General features: G+C 65.9%; 20 protein-coding genes. 8 read left to right on the top strand and 12 right to left on the bottom strand.

What is annotated here, in order from left to right; all coding sequences use genetic code 11:
- Positions 1–36 precede the first annotated feature (36 nt).
- Together argF and GO608_RS09145 are read right to left on the bottom strand one after the other, a co-directional pair.
- On the bottom strand, positions 37–960 hold the full coding sequence (argF, locus tag GO608_RS09150; RefSeq protein WP_169199433.1) for an ornithine carbamoyltransferase: 924 nt from the start codon (positions 958–960) through the stop codon (positions 37–39).
- An 11-nt stretch (positions 961–971) separates the two neighbouring features.
- On the bottom strand, positions 972–2,141 hold the full coding sequence (locus tag GO608_RS09145; RefSeq protein ID WP_169199434.1) for an aspartate aminotransferase family protein: 1,170 nt from the start codon (positions 2,139–2,141) through the stop codon (positions 972–974).
- 303 nt (positions 2,142–2,444) lie between these two features.
- On the opposite strand from GO608_RS09145, the gene GO608_RS09140 reads away from it, so the two are divergent.
- On the top strand, positions 2,445–2,741 hold the full coding sequence (locus GO608_RS09140; protein ID WP_169199435.1) for a DUF3579 domain-containing protein: 297 nt from the start codon (positions 2,445–2,447) through the stop codon (positions 2,739–2,741).
- A gap of 154 nt (positions 2,742–2,895) precedes the next feature.
- Here the strand turns inward: GO608_RS09140 and rpsT are convergent, their stop codons facing one another.
- Complete coding sequence (gene rpsT / locus GO608_RS09135; RefSeq protein ID WP_011238693.1) at positions 2,896–3,162, bottom strand: 30S ribosomal protein S20; 267 nt, start codon at positions 3,160–3,162, stop codon at positions 2,896–2,898.
- 117 nt (positions 3,163–3,279) lie between these two features.
- Between rpsT and murJ the strand changes: the two genes are divergently transcribed.
- Together murJ and GO608_RS09125 are read left to right on the top strand one after the other, a co-directional pair.
- Positions 3,280–4,815: a murein biosynthesis integral membrane protein MurJ gene (murJ, locus tag GO608_RS09130; RefSeq protein WP_169199436.1), complete on the top strand. Its 1,536-nt coding sequence runs from the start codon at positions 3,280–3,282 to the stop codon at positions 4,813–4,815.
- 110 nt (positions 4,816–4,925) lie between these two features.
- Complete coding sequence (locus GO608_RS09125) at positions 4,926–5,561, top strand: YbhB/YbcL family Raf kinase inhibitor-like protein (protein ID WP_169199437.1); 636 nt, start codon at positions 4,926–4,928, stop codon at positions 5,559–5,561.
- A gap of 25 nt (positions 5,562–5,586) precedes the next feature.
- On the opposite strand, the gene GO608_RS09120 is transcribed toward GO608_RS09125, so the two are convergent.
- The 7 genes from GO608_RS09120 to GO608_RS09090 form a co-directional block, all read right to left on the bottom strand.
- Complete coding sequence (locus tag GO608_RS09120) at positions 5,587–6,843, bottom strand: 6-phosphofructokinase (RefSeq protein WP_169199438.1); 1,257 nt, start codon at positions 6,841–6,843, stop codon at positions 5,587–5,589.
- A gap of 78 nt (positions 6,844–6,921) precedes the next feature.
- Positions 6,922–7,575: an adenylate kinase gene (adk, locus tag GO608_RS09115; protein ID WP_169119459.1), complete on the bottom strand. Its 654-nt coding sequence runs from the start codon at positions 7,573–7,575 to the stop codon at positions 6,922–6,924.
- Positions 7,576–7,656: 81 nt separating this feature from the next.
- Positions 7,657–8,433 (bottom strand): 3-deoxy-manno-octulosonate cytidylyltransferase, encoded by a 777-nt coding sequence (gene kdsB / locus GO608_RS09110; RefSeq protein WP_169199439.1) that lies wholly within the window; start codon positions 8,431–8,433, stop codon positions 7,657–7,659.
- Positions 8,433–8,627 carry a Trm112 family protein gene (locus tag GO608_RS09105; protein WP_053422189.1) on the bottom strand — a complete coding sequence of 65 codons (195 nt, stop codon included), beginning with the start codon at positions 8,625–8,627 and terminating at the stop codon, positions 8,433–8,435. Before GO608_RS09105 ends, kdsB begins: the two co-directional genes overlap by 1 nt.
- Positions 8,608–9,618 (bottom strand): tetraacyldisaccharide 4'-kinase, encoded by a 1,011-nt coding sequence (gene lpxK, locus GO608_RS09100; protein ID WP_169199440.1) that lies wholly within the window; start codon positions 9,616–9,618, stop codon positions 8,608–8,610. Before lpxK ends, GO608_RS09105 begins: the two co-directional genes overlap by 20 nt.
- Before the next feature lie 50 nt (positions 9,619–9,668).
- The gene (locus tag GO608_RS09095; RefSeq protein ID WP_169199441.1) at positions 9,669–10,091 is read right to left on the bottom strand and encodes an ExbD/TolR family protein; all 423 of its coding nucleotides are present in this window, start codon (positions 10,089–10,091) and stop codon (positions 9,669–9,671) included.
- Positions 10,092–10,099: 8 nt separating this feature from the next.
- Complete coding sequence (locus tag GO608_RS09090; protein ID WP_169199442.1) at positions 10,100–10,708, bottom strand: MotA/TolQ/ExbB proton channel family protein; 609 nt, start codon at positions 10,706–10,708, stop codon at positions 10,100–10,102.
- Positions 10,709–11,008: 300 nt separating this feature from the next.
- Here GO608_RS09090 and xseA point away from each other — a divergent pair, with 300 nt between their 5' ends.
- Together xseA and GO608_RS09080 are read left to right on the top strand one after the other, a co-directional pair.
- Positions 11,009–12,385, top strand: coding sequence for an exodeoxyribonuclease VII large subunit (xseA, locus tag GO608_RS09085; protein ID WP_211159481.1), 1,377 nt, complete (start codon positions 11,009–11,011; stop codon positions 12,383–12,385).
- A 133-nt stretch (positions 12,386–12,518) separates the two neighbouring features.
- On the top strand, positions 12,519–13,106 hold the full coding sequence (locus GO608_RS09080) for a superoxide dismutase (protein ID WP_169199443.1): 588 nt from the start codon (positions 12,519–12,521) through the stop codon (positions 13,104–13,106).
- Positions 13,107–13,208: 102 nt separating this feature from the next.
- Here GO608_RS09080 and gstA read toward each other — a convergent pair whose 3' ends face one another.
- The gene (gene gstA / locus GO608_RS09075; RefSeq protein WP_169199444.1) at positions 13,209–13,817 is read right to left on the bottom strand and encodes a glutathione transferase GstA; all 609 of its coding nucleotides are present in this window, start codon (positions 13,815–13,817) and stop codon (positions 13,209–13,211) included.
- 186 nt (positions 13,818–14,003) lie between these two features.
- Between gstA and GO608_RS09070 the strand changes: the two genes are divergently transcribed.
- Together GO608_RS09070 and GO608_RS09065 are read left to right on the top strand one after the other, a co-directional pair.
- Entirely contained in the window at positions 14,004–15,779 is a 1,776-nt protein-coding gene (locus GO608_RS09070) for a PHA/PHB synthase family protein (RefSeq protein WP_169199479.1), read from the top strand.
- A 56-nt stretch (positions 15,780–15,835) separates the two neighbouring features.
- Entirely contained in the window at positions 15,836–16,312 is a 477-nt protein-coding gene (locus GO608_RS09065) for a hypothetical protein (RefSeq protein WP_169199445.1), read from the top strand.
- An 82-nt stretch (positions 16,313–16,394) separates the two neighbouring features.
- Here the strand turns inward: GO608_RS09065 and GO608_RS09060 are convergent, their stop codons facing one another.
- Positions 16,395–16,838, bottom strand: a complete 444-nt coding sequence (locus GO608_RS09060) for a CBS domain-containing protein (RefSeq protein WP_169199446.1) — start codon at positions 16,836–16,838, stop codon at positions 16,395–16,397.
- A gap of 188 nt (positions 16,839–17,026) precedes the next feature.
- Here GO608_RS09060 and GO608_RS09055 point away from each other — a divergent pair, with 188 nt between their 5' ends.
- Entirely contained in the window at positions 17,027–17,536 is a 510-nt protein-coding gene (locus tag GO608_RS09055; RefSeq protein ID WP_169199447.1) for a DUF2242 domain-containing protein, read from the top strand.
- Positions 17,537–17,559 lie beyond the last annotated feature (23 nt).

Genomic DNA, 17,559 nt, shown 5'->3' with positions numbered 1-17,559 from the left:
CCTGCGGTCTGCAGCCTGGACTTGCAAAGACGCCGGCTAGTCTTCGACTTTGCCGAGCACCAGGTATTCCATCAGCGCTTTCTGCACGTGCAGGCGATTCTCCGCTTCGTCCCACACGACCGACTGCGCGCCGTCGATGACGTCGGCGGTGACTTCCTCGCCGCGGTGGGCCGGCAGGCAGTGCATGAAGACCGCATCGGCGCGGGCCGCCGCCATCATTTCGGCGTCGACGCACCAGTCGGCGAAATCCTTCATCCGCTCGTCGTTTTCCGCCTCGAAACCCATCGACGTCCACACGTCGGTGGTGACGAGGTCCGCGCCCTTGCACGCTTCCATCGGGTCGGCGAACTGCTCGAAATGACCGGTGCCGTACAGTCCGGCCCGTTCCGGCTCGACTTCGTAGCCGGGCGGCGTCGACACGTGGACGTTAAAGTCGAGCAGCTCGGCGGCCTGCAGCCAGGTGTTGCACATGTTGTTCGAATCACCGACCCAGGCGACCGTCTTGCCCTGAATCGAGCCGCGGTGCTCGATGAAGGTGTAGATGTCGGCGAGGATCTGGCACGGGTGGTATTCGTTCGTCAGCCCGTTGATGACCGGGACGCGCGAATGCGCGGCGAAGCGCTCGATGATGTCCTGCTCGAAAGTGCGGATCATCACGACGTCGCTCATGCGCGAGATCACCTGCGCCGCGTCTTCGACGGGCTCGCCGCGACCGAGCTGCGAGTCGCGCGTATTGAGGTAGATCGCCGAACCGCCGAGCTGCTGCATGCCGGCTTCGAACGACAGCCGCGTGCGCGTGCTGGCCTTCTCGAAGATCATCACCAGCGTGCGGTCGAACAGCGGGTGATAGGGCTCGTAGCGCTTGAACTTGTCCTTGATCCAGCGCGTGCGCTCGAACACGTGCCGGTATTCGTCGCGCGTGAAATCCTTGAACTGCAGGTAATGCCTGGGTTTGGTCATCGCGCGCCCGTTCATTCGAGATGCTTGCGCACCAGCGGCGCGAGACGCGACACCAGCTCCTGGGCATTGGCCTCTGTGAACACCAGCGCCGGCAGCAGGCGGATGACGCGGTCGGCGGTGACGTTGATCAGCAGGCCGGCGTCGAGCGCCTGGCGAACCAGGTCGCCGCACGGACGATCGAGCTCGATGCCGATCATCAGCCCGCGGCCGCGGATGTCGACGACGCAGGAAAGCCCGGCGAGCGCTTCCTGCAAGCTGGCGCGGATCGCTTCGCCGACCTTGACGGCATTCGCCATCAGCCCGTCGTCCTCGATCGTCGCCAGCGTCTCGAGGCCCGCGGCGCAGGCGAGCGGATTGCCGCCGAAAGTCGAACCGTGATTGCCCGGTCCGAACAGGCCGGCGGCGCGCCCGGCGGTGATGCATGCGCCGATCGGCACGCCGGAACCGAGGCCCTTCGCGAGCGTCATCACGTCGGGGGTCACCCCACCCTGCTGGAAACCGAACCAGCTTCCGGTGCGCCCCATGCCGCACTGGACTTCGTCGCAGATCAGCAGCCAGCCGCGCTCGTCACAGATCGCGCGCAGCTCGCGCTGGAAGGTTTCGTCGGCGATATTGACGCCGCCCTCGCCCTGGATCATTTCGAGCATGACCGCGACGACGTTGTGATTGTGCTCGCCGACCGTGCGGATCGCGCCGATGTCCTTGTACGGCACGCGCAGGAAACCGGACACCAGCGGCTCGAAGCCGGCTTGGGTCTTGCGGTTGCCGGTCGCCGACAACGTCGCCAGCGTGCGCCCGTGGAACGCGTTTTCCATGACGATGATCGCCGGCTGGTCGATGCCTTTCCGGTGTCCGTAGAAACGCGCGAGCTTGATCGCCGCCTCGTTGGCCTCGCAGCCGGAGTTGCAGAAGAACACTTCGTCCATGCCCGACACCGCGGCGAGCCGGTCGGAGAGTTCTTCCTGCAGCGGGATGCGGTAGATGTTCGACGTATGCAGCACCTTCGCCGCCTGGCCGGCGATTGCGCGCACCAGACGCGGGTGATTGTGACCGAGCGTCGACACGGCGATCCCGGACAGGGCGTCCAGATAACGCTTGCCCGTCTCATCGAAGAGCCAGACCCCTTCGCCGTGCGTGAATGCGACCGGCAATCTGGCGTAGGTATTCATGAGATGCGACATGGAGGACCCCGATCAGGATGAAGCAGAAATGCACACGGCGGCACTCGCCGCCGTGAATAATCGAAGGGTCGATGTTAAGCGAAAAATGCGCGCCTTGTACAGATTGCAAGCCCCCGTTCCGAACCCGCGCCGCGTGTCGCCTCCCCGCTTCATCACACTCGCATCATGAAACCGTCAGCCACGACATGAAATCGCAAAGCCGGTTTTCTGCTAGAATCCGCCGCGTCTTTCGCGGTCCTCACAACACCGGCTCGAGCCGGGACGCCGCCTTCTGAAATTCCCTCAGCCGCCGGGTTGCGCCACATGAGCCAATTGATCGAAAGCTTTGTCATCATCGGGGTCACGCGAGAGGGAAAGACTTTCCGCCCGAGCGACTGGGCCGATCGCCTGTGCGGCATCATGTCGGCATTCGGCGCAGATCACCGCATGATGTATTCGCCCTACGTGCGCCCGGGCTGCACGCTCAAAGGGCACAAGGCAGTGCTCGTCGATGCCCGACTGTACGAAATCGAACCTCTGGCCTACAAGTTCCTGCTCAACTTCGCGAAAGACAACGACCTGGTCGTGGACCGGATCGACGACGATCAGGTCAAGATCTGATTCTCCGCGCAGCCCGGCCCTTTTCGGCTCGCGGCAGAAGCGGACGTTGAACCAGAAGCGGGCGTTGAACCCTCGCCGCGGCGGATGCGACGCTGAAAATGAAAACGGCGACCTGAAGTCGCCGTTTTCATTTGCTGCCAGCCCGGTGTGAAGCTCAGGCAGTCATCGCCTTGATCGCGGCCGACAGGCGGCTCTTGTGGCGAGCGGCCTTGTTCTTGTGGATGATCTTCTTGTCCGCGATGCTGTCGATGGTGCTCATCGAGGTGCGGAACGTGGCTTGCGCCGCAGCCTTGTCGCCACCCACGACGGCCTTTTGCACAGCCTTGATCGCGGTACGCAGACGAGAACGCAGGCTGCCGTTGTGAGCGCGGGCCACGACCGCCTGACGGGCGCGCTTGCGGGCTTGTGCCGAATTGGCCATAGATGTTCTTCCGTTGGTTGGTTCTTGAAAACGCGCGAGTCTACCGATTCGGGCTGTCTGATGCAAGTGCGCCGCGAGCCTTCAGCCGCTATCATCCTCCCCTTTTGGCTACCCCAGATGAATCTGCTGCGCGCCCTCGCCACCGTAAGCGGCATGACCCTGTTGTCGCGCATCCTGGGCTTCGTCCGCGATTTCGTCATCGCTCGTGCGTTCGGCGCCGGGATCGCAACCGACGCTTTTTTTGTCGCGTTCCGTCTGCCGAACCTGCTGCGGCGCATGTTCGCCGAAGGTGCGTTCTCGCAGGCCTTCGTGCCGATCCTCGCCGAATACCGGAACCGCCAGGGGCCCGAGGAAGCGCACCGGCTCGTCAATCGGGTCGCCACGGCGCTCGGGCTCGCGGTAACCGCAGTGTCGGTGCTCGGCATTCTCGCGTCGCCGTGGATCATCCAGGTCACGGCGCCCGGGTTTGCGGCGAATCCGGACAAGTTTGCGCTGACTGTCGAGCTGACGCGCATCACCTTCCCCTACATCCTGTTCATGTCGCTCGTCGCGCTCGCCGGCGGCGTGCTCAACACTTGGAGCCGGTTCGCGATTCCGGCCTTCACGCCGGTGCTGCTGAACCTGTCGTTCATCGGCATGGCGCTGTTCGCCGCGCCGTACTTCGACCCGCCCGTGCTCGCGCTCGGCTGGGCGGTGTTCATCGGCGGCGTGCTGCAGCTCGCGCTGCAGCTGCGCCCGCTCGCGCGCATCGGGCTGCTGCCGCGCTTCGATCTGAATCTGTCGGATCCGGGCGTGCGCCGCATCGCGAAGCTGATGGGGCCGGCGATGCTCGGCGTGTCGGTGAGCCAGGTTTCGCTGATCATCAACACCGTCTTCGCGTCGTTTCTCCCCAGCGGCAGCGTGTCGTGGCTGTACTACGCGGACCGCTTGATGGAATTCCCCGCCGGGCTGCTCGGCGCGGCGCTCGGGACGATCCTGCTGCCGAGCCTGTCGAAGCTGCACGCCGACGAACAGCCCGAAGCTTTTTCGTCGCTGCTCGACTGGGGCCTGCGGCTGACGCTGATGCTGACGCTGCCGGCGGCGCTGGCGCTGGCATTGCTCGCGGTGCCGCTGATCTCGACGCTGTTCCAGCACGGCGCGTTCACCCCCGCCGACGTGATGCAGACCCGCCTCGCGCTGATCGCTTACACCGTCGGGCTTGCCGGGCTCATCCTCGTGAAGATCCTCGCGCCGGGCTTCTATGCGCGCCAGGACATCCGCACGCCGGTGAAGATCGCGCTGCTGACGCTCGCAGCGACGCAGCTGATGAACCTCGCTTTCATCGTGCCGCTGCAGCACGCCGGGCTCGCGCTGTCGATCGGCCTCGCGTCGCTGCTCAACGCGGGGCTGCTGTATCGCGGCCTGAGGCGGCGCGGCGTGTACCGGCCACAGCCGGCGTGGGGCCGGTTCTGGCTGCGGCTCGCGGGGGGGCTGGTGGTGCTCGGCACCGTGCTGTGGTTCGGGCGCGGCGACGATGCCTGGTGGCTCGCGGAAGGCGGGCTGGCGCGCGTGCTGCGGCTGTCGGTGGTCGTCGTCGCCGGCATGGTTGCGTATTTCGCGACGCTTTTGGCACTCGGCTTTCGCCTGCGCGATTTTCGCCGCCGCGCCGCGTAGGTCGGCGGGAGGTCGATGTCGCTCCGGAGGCGGGACGCCGATCACCGCAACGCGCTCTACAATGAATCCATCCCGGCTTTCCCGCCGCCCCACCGAAGGAGCCCGAGGGCATGAAACTCACGAGCCAGAGCTTCACCGACAACGCCACGATTCCCGGCGAATTCGCATTCTGCATTCCCGCGACCGCCGGGCACGTGTGCCTCGGCAGCAACCTCAACCCGCACCTGGCATGGAGCAGCATCCCGTCCGGAACCCGCTCGTTCGCGCTGATCTGCCATGACCCCGATGTTCCAGGCAAGGGCGACGACGTCAATCAGGAAGGACGCGTCGTGCCGGCGAGTCTGCCGCGCGTCGATTTCTTCCACTGGGTGCTGGTGGATCTTCCCGCGGAGCTGAGCGAAATCGCCGCCGGCAGCTTCTCGGCGGCCGTCACGCCGGGCGGCAAGCCCGGGCCGCAAGCGCCGCACGGGCGGCACGGAATCAACGATTACACGGCGTGGTTTGCCGGCGACGAGTCGATGCACGGCGACTACTACGGCTACGACGGCCCCTGTCCGCCGTGGAACGACGAGCTGGTGCACCATTATGTCTTCACGCTCTACGCGCTCGACGTCGAATGCATCGCGCTCGAAGGCCGCTTCGGCGGCGCCGAAGTGCGCAATGCGCTCACGGCCCATGTGCTCGCCGAGGCGAAGCTGACCGGCCTCTATAGCCTGAATCCCGCGCTGGAGCGCCGCGCGGGGTGAGGCAGGCGGGCGCGGCGAGCACGCGTCACGGACGGTACGGCGCGAGCCTGCGCGGCACGCCAGGCAGCGCGAAACGCGGGTAATCCGGCAGTCCGCCGGCGAAACACGCCGGCATTTCCCCTTCGATCAGCGGGCGCAGGTACGCCCGCGCGGCGTCGGTGACGTGCAGCCCGTCGGCGCGAATGAAAGCCGCAGGCACCTGGCGTTCGAGGTTCGCGACCGCGGCCACCGCGACGGGCGCGACGTCCCAGCGGTACGGCGCGTCGGCGAGGCGGCGGATCGCGGCCATCACGCCGTCGCGCCCCGCCAGCGCGTACTCCACCGCCGCCTGCCCGACGGCGCGAGCCTGCGCGTGGTCCGTCGCCGACACCAGGTGGCCAGCCGCGCGCTGCAGATAGTCCGGGATCGCCCAGTGATGCTTGTAGCCGAGGCGCGCGTGGATCAGGCGCGCGATGCACTGCCCGGCGCCGCCGAGCTGGACATGCCCTTTCGCATCCTCGTCCTGCTCCATCAGCAGCGAGCCGTCGGCGCGGCGGATGCCTTCGGATACGGTGATCGCGCAATAGCCGAGACGCGACACGGTGGAGCAGACCGCCGCGAGGAAAGCTTCCTCGTCGAACGGCACTTCGGGCATCAGGATCACATGCGGCGGCTCGTCGTCGTTGCGCGCGGCAAGCGCGGTCGCCGCAGCGAGCCAGCCGGCGTTGCGCCCCATGACTTCCAGCACGAACGCGCGCCCGACGCGACTCGTCATCGCCGCCAGGTCGAGCCCGGCTTCGAGCATCGACGTCGCCGCGTATTTCGCTGCGGAGCCGAAACCGGGCGAACAGTCGGTGCCTTCGAGGTCGTTGTCGACCGTTTTCGGCACCCCGACGCACACCAGCGGATAGCCGCGCTCGGCAGCCGCACGCGACACTTTCGCAACCGTGTCCATCGAACCGTTGCCGCCGTTGTAGAGGAAGTAACCGATGTCGTGGGCCGCGAACACCGCGAACAGGCGGTCGTACTGGTCGCGGTTCGCCTCCGGCGCATCGAGGTCGAAGCGGCACGAGCCGAACGCCCCGCCCGGCGTGCCGGCGAGGCGGCGCAGATCGGCGGCCGACAGCGGCGCGGTGTCGATCAGATCCTCGTCGAGCGCGCCGAGAATGCCGTGACGCGCAGCGAGCACCCGCCCGACCGCATCGGCGCGGGCCCGAGCGGCTTCGATGACGCTTGCCGCGGTCGCGTTGATGACCGCGGTCACGCCGCCGGACTGGGCATAGAGCAGGTTGGCTTTGTTCATCACGGTCCAGAAACGCAAACGCGGCGAGGGACGGGAAAAATTCCCGCCGCTCGCCGCGCCATGCGGGAAAACTCCGGTTTACTTCAGCGCCGCGAATGCCCGCGCGGTGATTTCGTCCACTGCGCCCAGACCGCTGATCTTGCGCACTTTCGGCGCGCCCGGCTGGCCCGACGCGGCCCACTTCGAGTAGTACTCGACGAGCGGCTTGGTCTGGGAATGATAGACCTCGAGGCGCTTCGCCACCGTCTCCTCGCGGTCGTCGTCACGCTGGACCAGGTCTTCGCCGGTGACGTCGTCCTTGCCCGCGACTTTCGGCGGATTGTACTTGACATGGTAGGTGCGCCCTGACGGCAGGTGCGCGCGCCGCCCGCTCATGCGCTCGATGATCTCGCTGTCGGGCACGTCGATTTCGAGGACGAAGTCGATCGGCACGCCGGCTTCCTTCATCGCGTCGGCCTGCGGGATTGTCCGCGGGAAGCCGTCGAACATGTAGCCGGACTTGCAGTCGTCTTCCTTCAGGCGATCCTTCACGAGGCCGATGATGATGTCGTCGGACACCAGGCCGCCCGCATCCATGACTTTCTTCGCCTCGATGCCCAGCGGCGTGCCGGCCTTGACGGCGGCGCGCAGCATGTCACCCGTGGAAATCTGCGGAATGCCGAACTTCTCCTTGATGAAGTTCGCCTGCGTACCTTTCCCCGCGCCCGGCGGTCCCAACAGAATCAGACGCATACACCTCTCTCCCAGTCAGGCGGCCGATGCTGCCAGCCGCGTCGTTATGCAAAAAAGAACTGCCAACAAAAGCCGCAAAACTTAACCGACTCGTTCATGGCGGTCAAACGCCGCCCGCACGCGCTCGAGGTCTTCGGGGGTGTCGACACCCGCGGCCGGAGCAACTTCGACAGGCATCACCCGGATCCGGTGTCCGTGCCACAGCGCGCGCAACTGTTCGAGCGCTTCCCATTGCTCGAGCGGAGACGGGGCAAGGCTCGCGTAGCAGCGCAGGAACGCGACGCGGTACGCGTACAAGCCAACGTGACGCAGCACCGGCAGGCCGGCGGGAATCCCGTCGCGGGCAGTGGAGAACGCATCGCGCGCCCACGGAATCGGGGCGCGCGAAAAATACAGCGCGTGGTCACGCGCGTCGCAGACGACCTTGACGACGTTCGGGTTGAAAAGCTCGGCCGCGGCGTGCAGCGGGTGCGCCGCCGTCGCGATCGCCGCGAGCGGGTCGTCGGCGAGCGCCTGGGCGACGGCCGCGATCAGCTTCGGCTCGATCAGTGGTTCGTCGCCCTGAACGTTGACGACGATGTCGTCCGCTTTCCAGCCCAGCGCTTCGACGACTTCGGCGAGCCGGTCGGTGCCGCTCGGGTGGTCTTCGCGCGTCATCAGCGCATCGCCGCCGGCCGCCCTGACCGCGTCGAACACCGCCGGGTGATCGGTCGCGACCCACACCGACGCGGCGCCGGCGCGGCGCGCCTGCTCGAGCACGCGCACGACCATCGGCTTGCCGGCGATGTCGGCGAGCGGCTTGCCCGGAAGCCGGCTCGACGCGTGGCGCGCCGGGATGACGACGTGGAACGCAGCCATCAGCGGCGCCGCAAGGCGTCGACTTCTTCGGCGCCGAGCTGGCGCGCTTCCTCTTCGAGCATCACCGGGATGCCGTCGCGGACCGGGAAGCCGAGGCGGTCGGCCTTGCACACCAGTTCCTGCTTGTCCTTGACGAAGTCGAGAGGGCCCTTGCAGATCGGGCACACGAGGATTTCAAGCAGTCGGGCGTCCATGCGTCAGTTTCTCCAGGATACGTTCGGCGGCGCCCGCGGCGATATGCGCTTTCACCGGGAACTCCCAAGTGTCGGCGGACGCGAAAGACGCGCATTTTACCGCATCCTTGCTGGTGAGGATTTTCGGCTCGCCCGACGCGAAATCGAGGTCCGCCGCGGTGAAGGGATGATGATCGGGAAACGGGTGCGGCACGACATCGAGCCCCATCCCGGCCAACTGGGCGAAGAAACGCTCCGGACGGCCGATGCCGGCGATGCCGTGCACACGCCTGCCGCGAAACGTTTCGGCATTGCAGCATGCGCTGCCGTCGAGGCGGCGGAATTCGGCGCCTTCGAGATGCATCGCATACACCGGACGCCCGTCGAGTAGCGACGACAGTGCGGGCGACAGTGCGCCATGGGCGACGACGATATCGACGTCGCGCAGTCGCCCCGGCCTTTCGCGCAGCGGCCCCGCCGGCAGCAGCCAGCGATTGCCCAGCGTGCGTTCATCGACGACCGCGATCTCGACGTCGCGCGCGAGCGGGTAATGCTGCAAGCCGTCGTCGGCGACGATGACGTCACATTCGGGGTGTGCCTGCAGCAGTTTGAGCGCTGCGGCGGGGCGATCGGCGCCGACAGCGACCGGACAGGCGGTGAGGCGCGCGAGCAGCACCGGCTCGTCGCCGAACAGCCGCACGTCCCCGTGCGGTGGCACGATCACGGCCCCGGCGACTTTGCCGCCGTAGCCCCGGCTGACAATGCCCGGCGTGAAGCCCGCGTCCCGCAGCCGAGCGACGAGCCATTCGACGACCGGCGTCTTGCCGCTGCCCCCGACCGCGATGTTGCCGACGACGACGACCGGCACCGCAAGGCGCACCGCACGCCGGATCCGGAGCTTGAACAACTGCCGGCGCGCGGCTGCAAGCAGCAGGAACAGGGCCGACAGCGGCAGCAGCAGTACGGCTGCGAGCGAGCGGGTCTGCCAGAACGCCGGCGCGTTGCGCGGCATGGGTCAGAACGACCGCGCCGGTCCCTGGCGGGAAGAGGCAGGGGCCGGCGTCATTGGGTCGGCGCCTGGACCGCGAACGTGATGCGCGACAGGCCCGCCCGCTGCGCTGCCTGCATCGCGTTGATGACGCTTTGATGGGCGGCTTTCGCGTCGGCATTGATGACGACGACCGGCTCATCCTTTCCGGCAGGAACCGCCCGTCCGAGCGCCGCCGCAATCGCCTCGATGTCCTTGCCTCCGACCGGCTGCCGGTTCACGAGGATGTCGCCGGTAGCGCTCACCGCGAGGTCGATCTCGTCGGGCAACGTCTCGGCCGGCTGCGCTTCGCCTGTCGGCAGGTTGATCTCGAGGCCGGAGACTTTCGAGAACGTCGTCGTCAGCACGAGGAAGATGATCAGGACGAGCATGATGTCGATGAGCGGGATCAGGTTGATCTCCGGCTCTTCCTGGCGTCGGCCGCGCTGGAAGTTCATGTGCGTTCTCAGGCGCGACGCTCGCCGTGCACGACTTCGACAAGCCTGATCGCCTGCTGCTCCATTTCGATGACGAAGCTGTCGACGAGGGCGCGGAAATGACGCCAGAAGATCGTCGCCGGGATCGCGATGATCAGGCCCAGGCCGGTGGAGTTGAGCGCGGTCGAGATGCCCTGCGCGAGTTGCTGCGGGTTCGTGCCGGCGGCGCTTTGCGACGCGAAGATGTCGATCATGCCGACGATGGTGCCGAAAAGCCCCATCAGCGGGCTGATCGCCGCGATCGTGCCGAGGGTCGTCAGGAACCGTTCGAGCTCGTGCGCGACCACCCGGCCGCTCTCCTCGATCGCCTCCTTCATGACCTCGCGCGAGCTGTTGACGTTGCGCAGTCCGGCCGCGAGAACTTTCCCGAGTGGCGAATGGGCCGCGACGCGGTTCGCCATTTCACTCGATACGCCTTTCTGGCGCAGATCCGCGAGCACCTTGTCGAGCAGGTCGGGAGGGGCGATTCTGGAGCGGCGCAGCGTCGTCACGCGCTCGATGATGAGAGCCAGGGCGATCACCGATGCCAGCAACAGCGGCCAGATCGGCCAGCCCGAGGCCTGTATGAGCGCGAACACGCGAGAAGACTCCCCTTTGCAAAGGCGGAACTCTAGCGTTCGCATGTCGGCAGGGCAAGCTCGGCCACTCGGGCAGCGGGCCTCGAAGAATCCACAAAAGCTGTGGATAAGTATGTGGATTTTTCGCGGATAGCGCCCCGAAACTCTGTCGCGTCAAGCCAATGGCCACTTCGATCAAAAAATGAGCAACTAAAATTTCCTTTATTATCAATATGTTGAAAATACGACCTTGAATAGAAAGGGTTTTCCTAATCAGGATTGACAAGGCGCCGCGCTTGTGGATTCCGCTACAATCCGCGCATGCAAACCGAGCTCCCGCATGGCGACGGGGATCCGTGCCGCCTCCCTTCGGCTGGCCACGTGCTGAGCGTCGCCGAACTCAACCGGCTCGCGCGCCAGACGCTCGAATCCCGCTTTCCGCTGCTGTGGGTCGGCGGCGAACTGTCCAACCTGACTCGCGCGCCATCGGGCCACCTGTACTTCACGCTGAAAGATGCGCAAGCGCAGGTTCGCTGCACGATGTGGCGCAATCGCGCGCAATTGCTGCCATTCCGGCCGGAAAACGGCATGCGTGTCGAGGCCCGCGCGCTGGTGACGCTGTATGAGATGCGAGGCGACTTCCAGCTCGGCATCGAAGCGCTTCGACAAGCCGGGGTCGGCAATCTTTTCGAAGCTTTCGTGCGCCTGAAGGACAGGCTCGCCGGTGAAGGACTGTTCGATGCCGCCTTGAAGCGGGCGCTGCCGCGCTACCCGCGCCGCATCGGCGTCGTCACGTCGCCGGCAGCGGCCGCGTGGCACGATGTTCTCGCGACGCTGCGGCGACGCGCGCCGCACCTCGAAGTCGTGCTGTACCCCGCTCCGGTGCAGGGAGAGGCGGCTCGAACGCGATTGGCCGAGGCGGTGCGCGTTGCCTCGGCGCGCGCCGCAATGGATGGCATCGACCTGCTGCTGCTCGTGCGTGGTGGCGGCGGCATCGAGGATCTGTGGGCGTTCAACGACGAAAACCTCGCCCGGGCGATCCGCGCGTGCCCGGTGCCGGTGGTCAGCGGCATCGGACACGAGACCGACTTCACGATCGCCGACTTTGCCGCCGACCTGCGCGCGGCGACCCCGACCGGCGCGGCCGAGCTCGCGAGCGCCGGCTACCATGAAGCCTGCGCGCGCATCACTTCGCTCGGCCGGACGCTTTCGGCGGCGCTGCACTATCGCCTCGACACGCTCGCGCAGCGGATCGACCGCGCCGCCTTGCGCCTCGTACACCCGCGCGAACGCCTCGCGGTGGCACACGAGCGTACCGCCCGTCTCGGCGTGCGCCTCGCCGCCGCGATGAGCCGCCGCCTCGAGCGCCTGCACGCCCGTAACGAGCAGCTTTCCCTTCGCCTCGAAACGCGCCGGCCCGATATCGACCGCGAGGCCGAACGCTGCGCACGCCTTGCGAACCGCCTCGTCCTCGCCGCAGATCGCCTGATCGACCGGCATCGCGCACACCTCGCCGGCCTCGCCGCCCATCTTCAGCACCTCGCGCCACACGCCGTGCTGGCGCGCGGCTACAGCATCACACGGGATGCCCAGGGCCACATCCTGCGCACGTCGGCGGGTGTCAGCAGCGGTGAAAAGGTATCGGTCGAACTGGCCACCGGCCGACTTCATGCTACGGTGAACAGCACGGACGCATGACGCGAAAAACGCGCGGTTCCGGCAGAGCGCTGTTTGCGGAGTCGCTGTTGCGGCATTGCCACCATCATCAAAGCCCGCCTAGAATCGGCAGGCTTTTAGCCCAACAACCTGAATTGCAACAGGAGAGAGAAAAATGGAACATGCCCTGCCTCAGCTGCCCTACGCGAAAGAAGCGCTGGCCCCGCACATCTCGGCCGAGACGATGGAATTCCACTACGGCAAGCATCACCAGGCCTACGTGACGAACCTGAACAACCTGATCAAGGGCACCGAATTCGAGAACCTCGATCTCGAAGCAATCGTCAAGAAGGCCCCAGCCGGCGGCATCTACAACAACTCCGCCCAGGTCTGGAACCACACCTTCTTCTGGAACTGCATGAAGCCGAGCGGCGGCGGCGAACCGGCGGGCTCGCTGGCCGACGCGATCAAGGCCAAGTGGGGTTCGTTCGAAGACTTCAAGAAAGCCTTCACCACCTCCGCCGTCGGCAACTTCGGCTCCGGCTGGACGTGGCTCGTGAAGAAAGCCGACGGTAGCGTCGACATCGTCAACATGGGCGCGGCCGGGACGCCGCTGACGACCGGCGACAAGCCGCTGTTGTGCATCGACGTGTGGGAACACGCCTATTACATCGACTACCGCAACCGCCGCCCGGACTTCGTCGCCGCGTTCCTGAACAATCTCGCGAACTGGGACTTCGCGTCGAAGAATTTCGCCGCCTGAGCGAGCGCTGTTTCGCGCCCCTTCGACGGGGCGCGCAAAAAACGAAACGGCCCGTCGACACACGTCGACGGGCCGTTTTGCCGCATGCGAGAGCCGTCGCCGCTACGCGACCAGACCTTCTGCCTTCATCGCCTCCTGCACCTTCGGCCGCTGCGCGACGCGGGCGATGAACGCCTGGATGTTCGGCCACTTCGCGACGTCGATCTTCAGCATCCCTGTCCAGTTGAGCACCGTGAACAGATAGGCATCGGCGGCGGTGAAGGTGTCACCGGTGACGAACTGCTTCCCGGCAAGGATTTTTTCCAGCGCATCGAAGCGGCGCTCGATCGTGCCGAGCTGCACCTGTTTGGACTCCGGCGTCATCGCCGGATTGAACAGCGCCCCGATCTGCTTGTGGACTTCGGTGGCGGCGAAATTGAGCGCCTCCATCTGGTGGTAACGCTCCATCGTGCCGAATTTCGGCACCAGCCCGGATTCGGGTTTCTGGTCCGCGAGGTACTGGCAGATGACCCCCACTTCCGTGAGCACCTCGCCATTGTCGAGAACCAGCGCCGGCACGTAGCCTTTCGGATTGATCTTCCAGTAGTCGTCGCCGCCGGCAGTCTTCTTCGTCGGGATATCGACTTTTTCCAGTTCGACCGCAAGGCCCAGTTCGCGCGCGACGATATGCGGCGCGAGCGAGCATGCTCCGGGGGAGTGATAGAGCTTCATCGACGTCTCCTTCGAGGGAATTGAATCCTGAGGTGCTGCGCGTTCCGGCGAGTGGACGTTCCGTCCACCCCATGCCGGGCAGCAAAAACTCTAACACAGCATAAAAGAATGCCCCACACTATGCGCGAGCCCCGCTCGACGGATAATCGCCCCGCTGTTGCCCTGCAGGAGCAGACGAACATGAACATGCGCAATCCCTCGCCCGCGACGCCTCCGACAATTCCGGAACCCCCTTCCCGCACCCGCAATCCTCTCGACATCAAGGTTCATGCCGCGCTGGCACGGGCGACGTCGTCGGTTTCCCCGATGTCCCTGCTGCTCGCGACGATCGACTGGGCCGGACACCTTGCCGGCTCGCCGGGCAAACGGCTGGAGCTCGTCAACCTCGGGCTCGAACAGAACCGCCGCCTGGTGCGCTACATCCGCGAACTCGCACGTGCGCTGCCGGGCTCGCCGGCCCATGAATGCATCGAGCCTCCGGCGCGCGACCGGCGCTTCGTCGCCGACGAATGGCACCACTGGCCGTTCAACCTGATGCACCAGTCCTTCCTGCTCGCCGACGAATGGTGGCAGGCGGCGACGCGCGGCGTTCCCGGCGTCTCCCGGCATCACGAGAACGTCGTCTCGTTCACCGCACGGCAGTGGCTCGACGTCTTTTCACCGGGCAATTACCTCGCGACGAATCCCCTCGTGCTGAAACGCACCACCGAGCAGGGAGGAACGAACCTGTGGCGGGGGCTGGTGAATGCGCTGGACGATCTCGAGCGCGTCGCGACCGGACACCCTCCAGCCGGCGCCGAAGATTTCGTCGTCGGCCGCGATGTCGCCGTGACGCCGGGCAAAGTGGTGCTGAAGAACCGCCTGATCGAGCTGATCCAGTACTCGCCGACGACCGAAAAAGTCCATCCCGAACCGGTCCTGATCGTTCCGGCGTGGATCATGAAGTACTACATCCTCGATCTGTCCCCGCACAATTCGCTCGTGAAGTACCTCGTCGACCAGGGACACACGGTGTTCTGCATCTCCTGGAAGAACCCGGGCGCGGAAGAATCCGACCTCGACATGGAAGACTATGTGCAGTCCGGCTTCCATGCGGCACTCGCAGCGGTCAACGCGATCGTCCCCGACCGTAAGGTGCATGCCGCCGGCTACTGTCTCGGCGGCACGCTGCTGTCGATCGCCAATGCAGCGATGGCGCGCGACGGCGACGAGCGGCTCGCGTCGATGACGCTGTTCGCGGCGCAGACGGATTTCACCGAGCCGGGCGAGTTGGCGCTTTTCATCGACGAAAGCGAAGTCAGCCTGCTCGAAGCCCAGATGGCCGAGACCGGCTACCTCACCGCCGGGCAAATGGCCGGCGCGTTCCAGTTGCTGCGCTCGTACGACCTGCTGTGGTCGCGCATGGTCGGCGAATACCTGATGGGCGAGCGCGCGCCGATGAACGACCTGATGGCGTGGAACGCCGACGCGACGCGCATGCCCGCGCGCATGCACACGCAGTACCTGCGGCTGCTGTTTCTCAACGACGACCTGAGCGAAGGACGTTACCCGGTCGGCGGCAAACCCGTTGCGCTGAGCGACATCGATACGCCGATTTTCTGTGTCGGCACGGTCACGGACCACGTCGCGCCGTGGCGGTCGGTCCACAAGCTGCATTACCTGACCCCGGCGGAAATCACCTTCGTGCTCACCAGCGGCGGTCACAATGCGGGCATCATCAGCGAGCCCGGACGCGCACGACGGCACTTCCAGATCCTCGAGCGGCGTGTCGGGGGCAACTATGTCTCACCCGACCACTGGCTTGAAATCGCGCCCCGACACGAAGGGTCGTGGTGGCCGGAGTGGATTGCCTGGCTGAAGGCGCGCTCGACCGCTCCGGTCGCGTCGCCGACGCTCGGTGCACCGCAGTCCGGCTATCCCGTCCTCGATGATGCCCCCGGCCAGTACGTGCGGGAAAAATAGGCACTTGCCGGCCTCCACCGCCATCCCGTTCGTCACTTCCCGAAAAGGAGGTCGCCATGCATTTCGACACGCGTGCGTCGCTGGCGCTGTACAAGACGAATCTCGAACTGTACTTGCGCCTGTGCGCGCTGCTGCGGGAAAACAGCCTGCGCTGGATCGACGCGAGCACTCATTCGATCGACACTTGCAGCGCCGAATTGGAAACCGCCGTCGGTCGCATGCTCGCTGCCGGCGACTGGACGGCAGTGACGCTCGCGGCGGGCGAAACGCCATGGAAAGCCGCGCAGCACCAGGTCAATGCCGTGCAGCACCTCGCCGAAACGATGATCGGCAGCCAGAGCGCTTTCGTTACGGCGGTGCAGGAAGCCTTGTCGACGTGGCAGCGGGACGCCGCTGCGGCGCTGCGGGAGACGACCGGCGCAATGCCGCTCAGCACGACTTTGCGGGACCTGATCGAGGATTATTTGCCTTCGGTGGCGCCGCCGCCGCAAGCTGCCGCGGCCAAACCTCCGCGTGCGCGCAGGGCGCACTGACGCGTCCTGCGGGTTCATCGAGGCGTGAGGAAATCCGGCGGCCGCGGGGCGAGGGGCCGCTGAGGGGGGCTTCACCCCGCGCTCAGACTCCGCGGTCGCCGGCGATGTAGTGTTCGAGCTGCTCGATGATGAACCGCTGCTCCGCGACGATGCTTTTCACCAGGTCGCCGATCGACACGATGCCGACGACCTTGCCGGAGTCGACGACGGGAAGATGGCGAAGCCGCTTCTCGGTCATCAGCGCCATGCATTCCTCGCTGGTCTGGTGCAGGCTCACATACCTCACCGGCGACGACATGATCGCGCGCACCGGCAGGTCCCTCGATGAGCGCGCGAGCAGGATGACTTTGCGCGCGTAGTCGCGTTCGCTGACGATGCCGACGAGCCGCTCGCGTTCCATCACGAGAAGCGCGCCGACGTTGTGTTCCGCCATCCGCTCGAGCGCCTCGAACACTGACGCGTCGGGCCCGATCGTATAGACGCTCGGATCGCGCTTCTCCTTCAGAATGGCGGCGACGCTTTTCACGGGCTTCTCCCCGGCGGATCGGCTGATAGTTGATCGTAGCCTCTGGATGCCGGCGTTGCCAGCGGGGCGAAACCGGGGCACGGGCCGCGCTGTTTTTTCAGGCCTCGGACAAGTGACCCCACCGAACGACCGCGGATGTTCTAACATTGGCACCAATGAATCGGCTATTGCTCTCCGGACTTCCCCTCATGCTCCCGCGCACGCGTCTTCTCCCGGTCATCGCTGTCATCGGACTGCTCCTGGCCGGCTGCTCGTCTCCCCAGCCCGTCTACCGTACCGAGACTTTCGAACCCGAGTCCCCGTTCGTCAATTGGAGCACGCAGGAACCGCCTGTCGCGTGCGAAGTGGGCAAACGCGCGCTGCTGAGCCAGGGTTACCGCATCGACAGCGCCAATCCGACGAGCATCCGCGGCGAGAAATTCTTCCAGCCGAAGGCGGACCACGGGATAACGCTCCACATCACGCTGGTGTGCCTGCCCAGCAACGTCGGAACGGTCCTGTACGCCAACGCGCTGCAGACGCGTTACGAGCTGAAGTCGAGTTCGAACAGCACCGGGGTCAGCGTCGCCGGCGTCGGCTCGATTTCGCTGCCGTGGACTGCACACAAGGAAGCGCTGGTGAAAGTCGGCGAGGAAACGGTCGCCGACCCCGATTTCTACCGTCGCCTTTTCGCCCTCATCGACGCCCTCGACGCCTGAGGGCCGCGCATCGCAGCGCTACG

Source organism: Aromatoleum buckelii, assembly GCF_012910785.2.
In the GTDB taxonomy this organism is placed as follows: Bacteria; Pseudomonadota; Gammaproteobacteria; order Burkholderiales; family Rhodocyclaceae; genus Aromatoleum; species Aromatoleum buckelii.
Note: the sequence above shows the minus strand (reverse complement) of the source record. Positions and strands in the feature narration are given on the sequence as shown.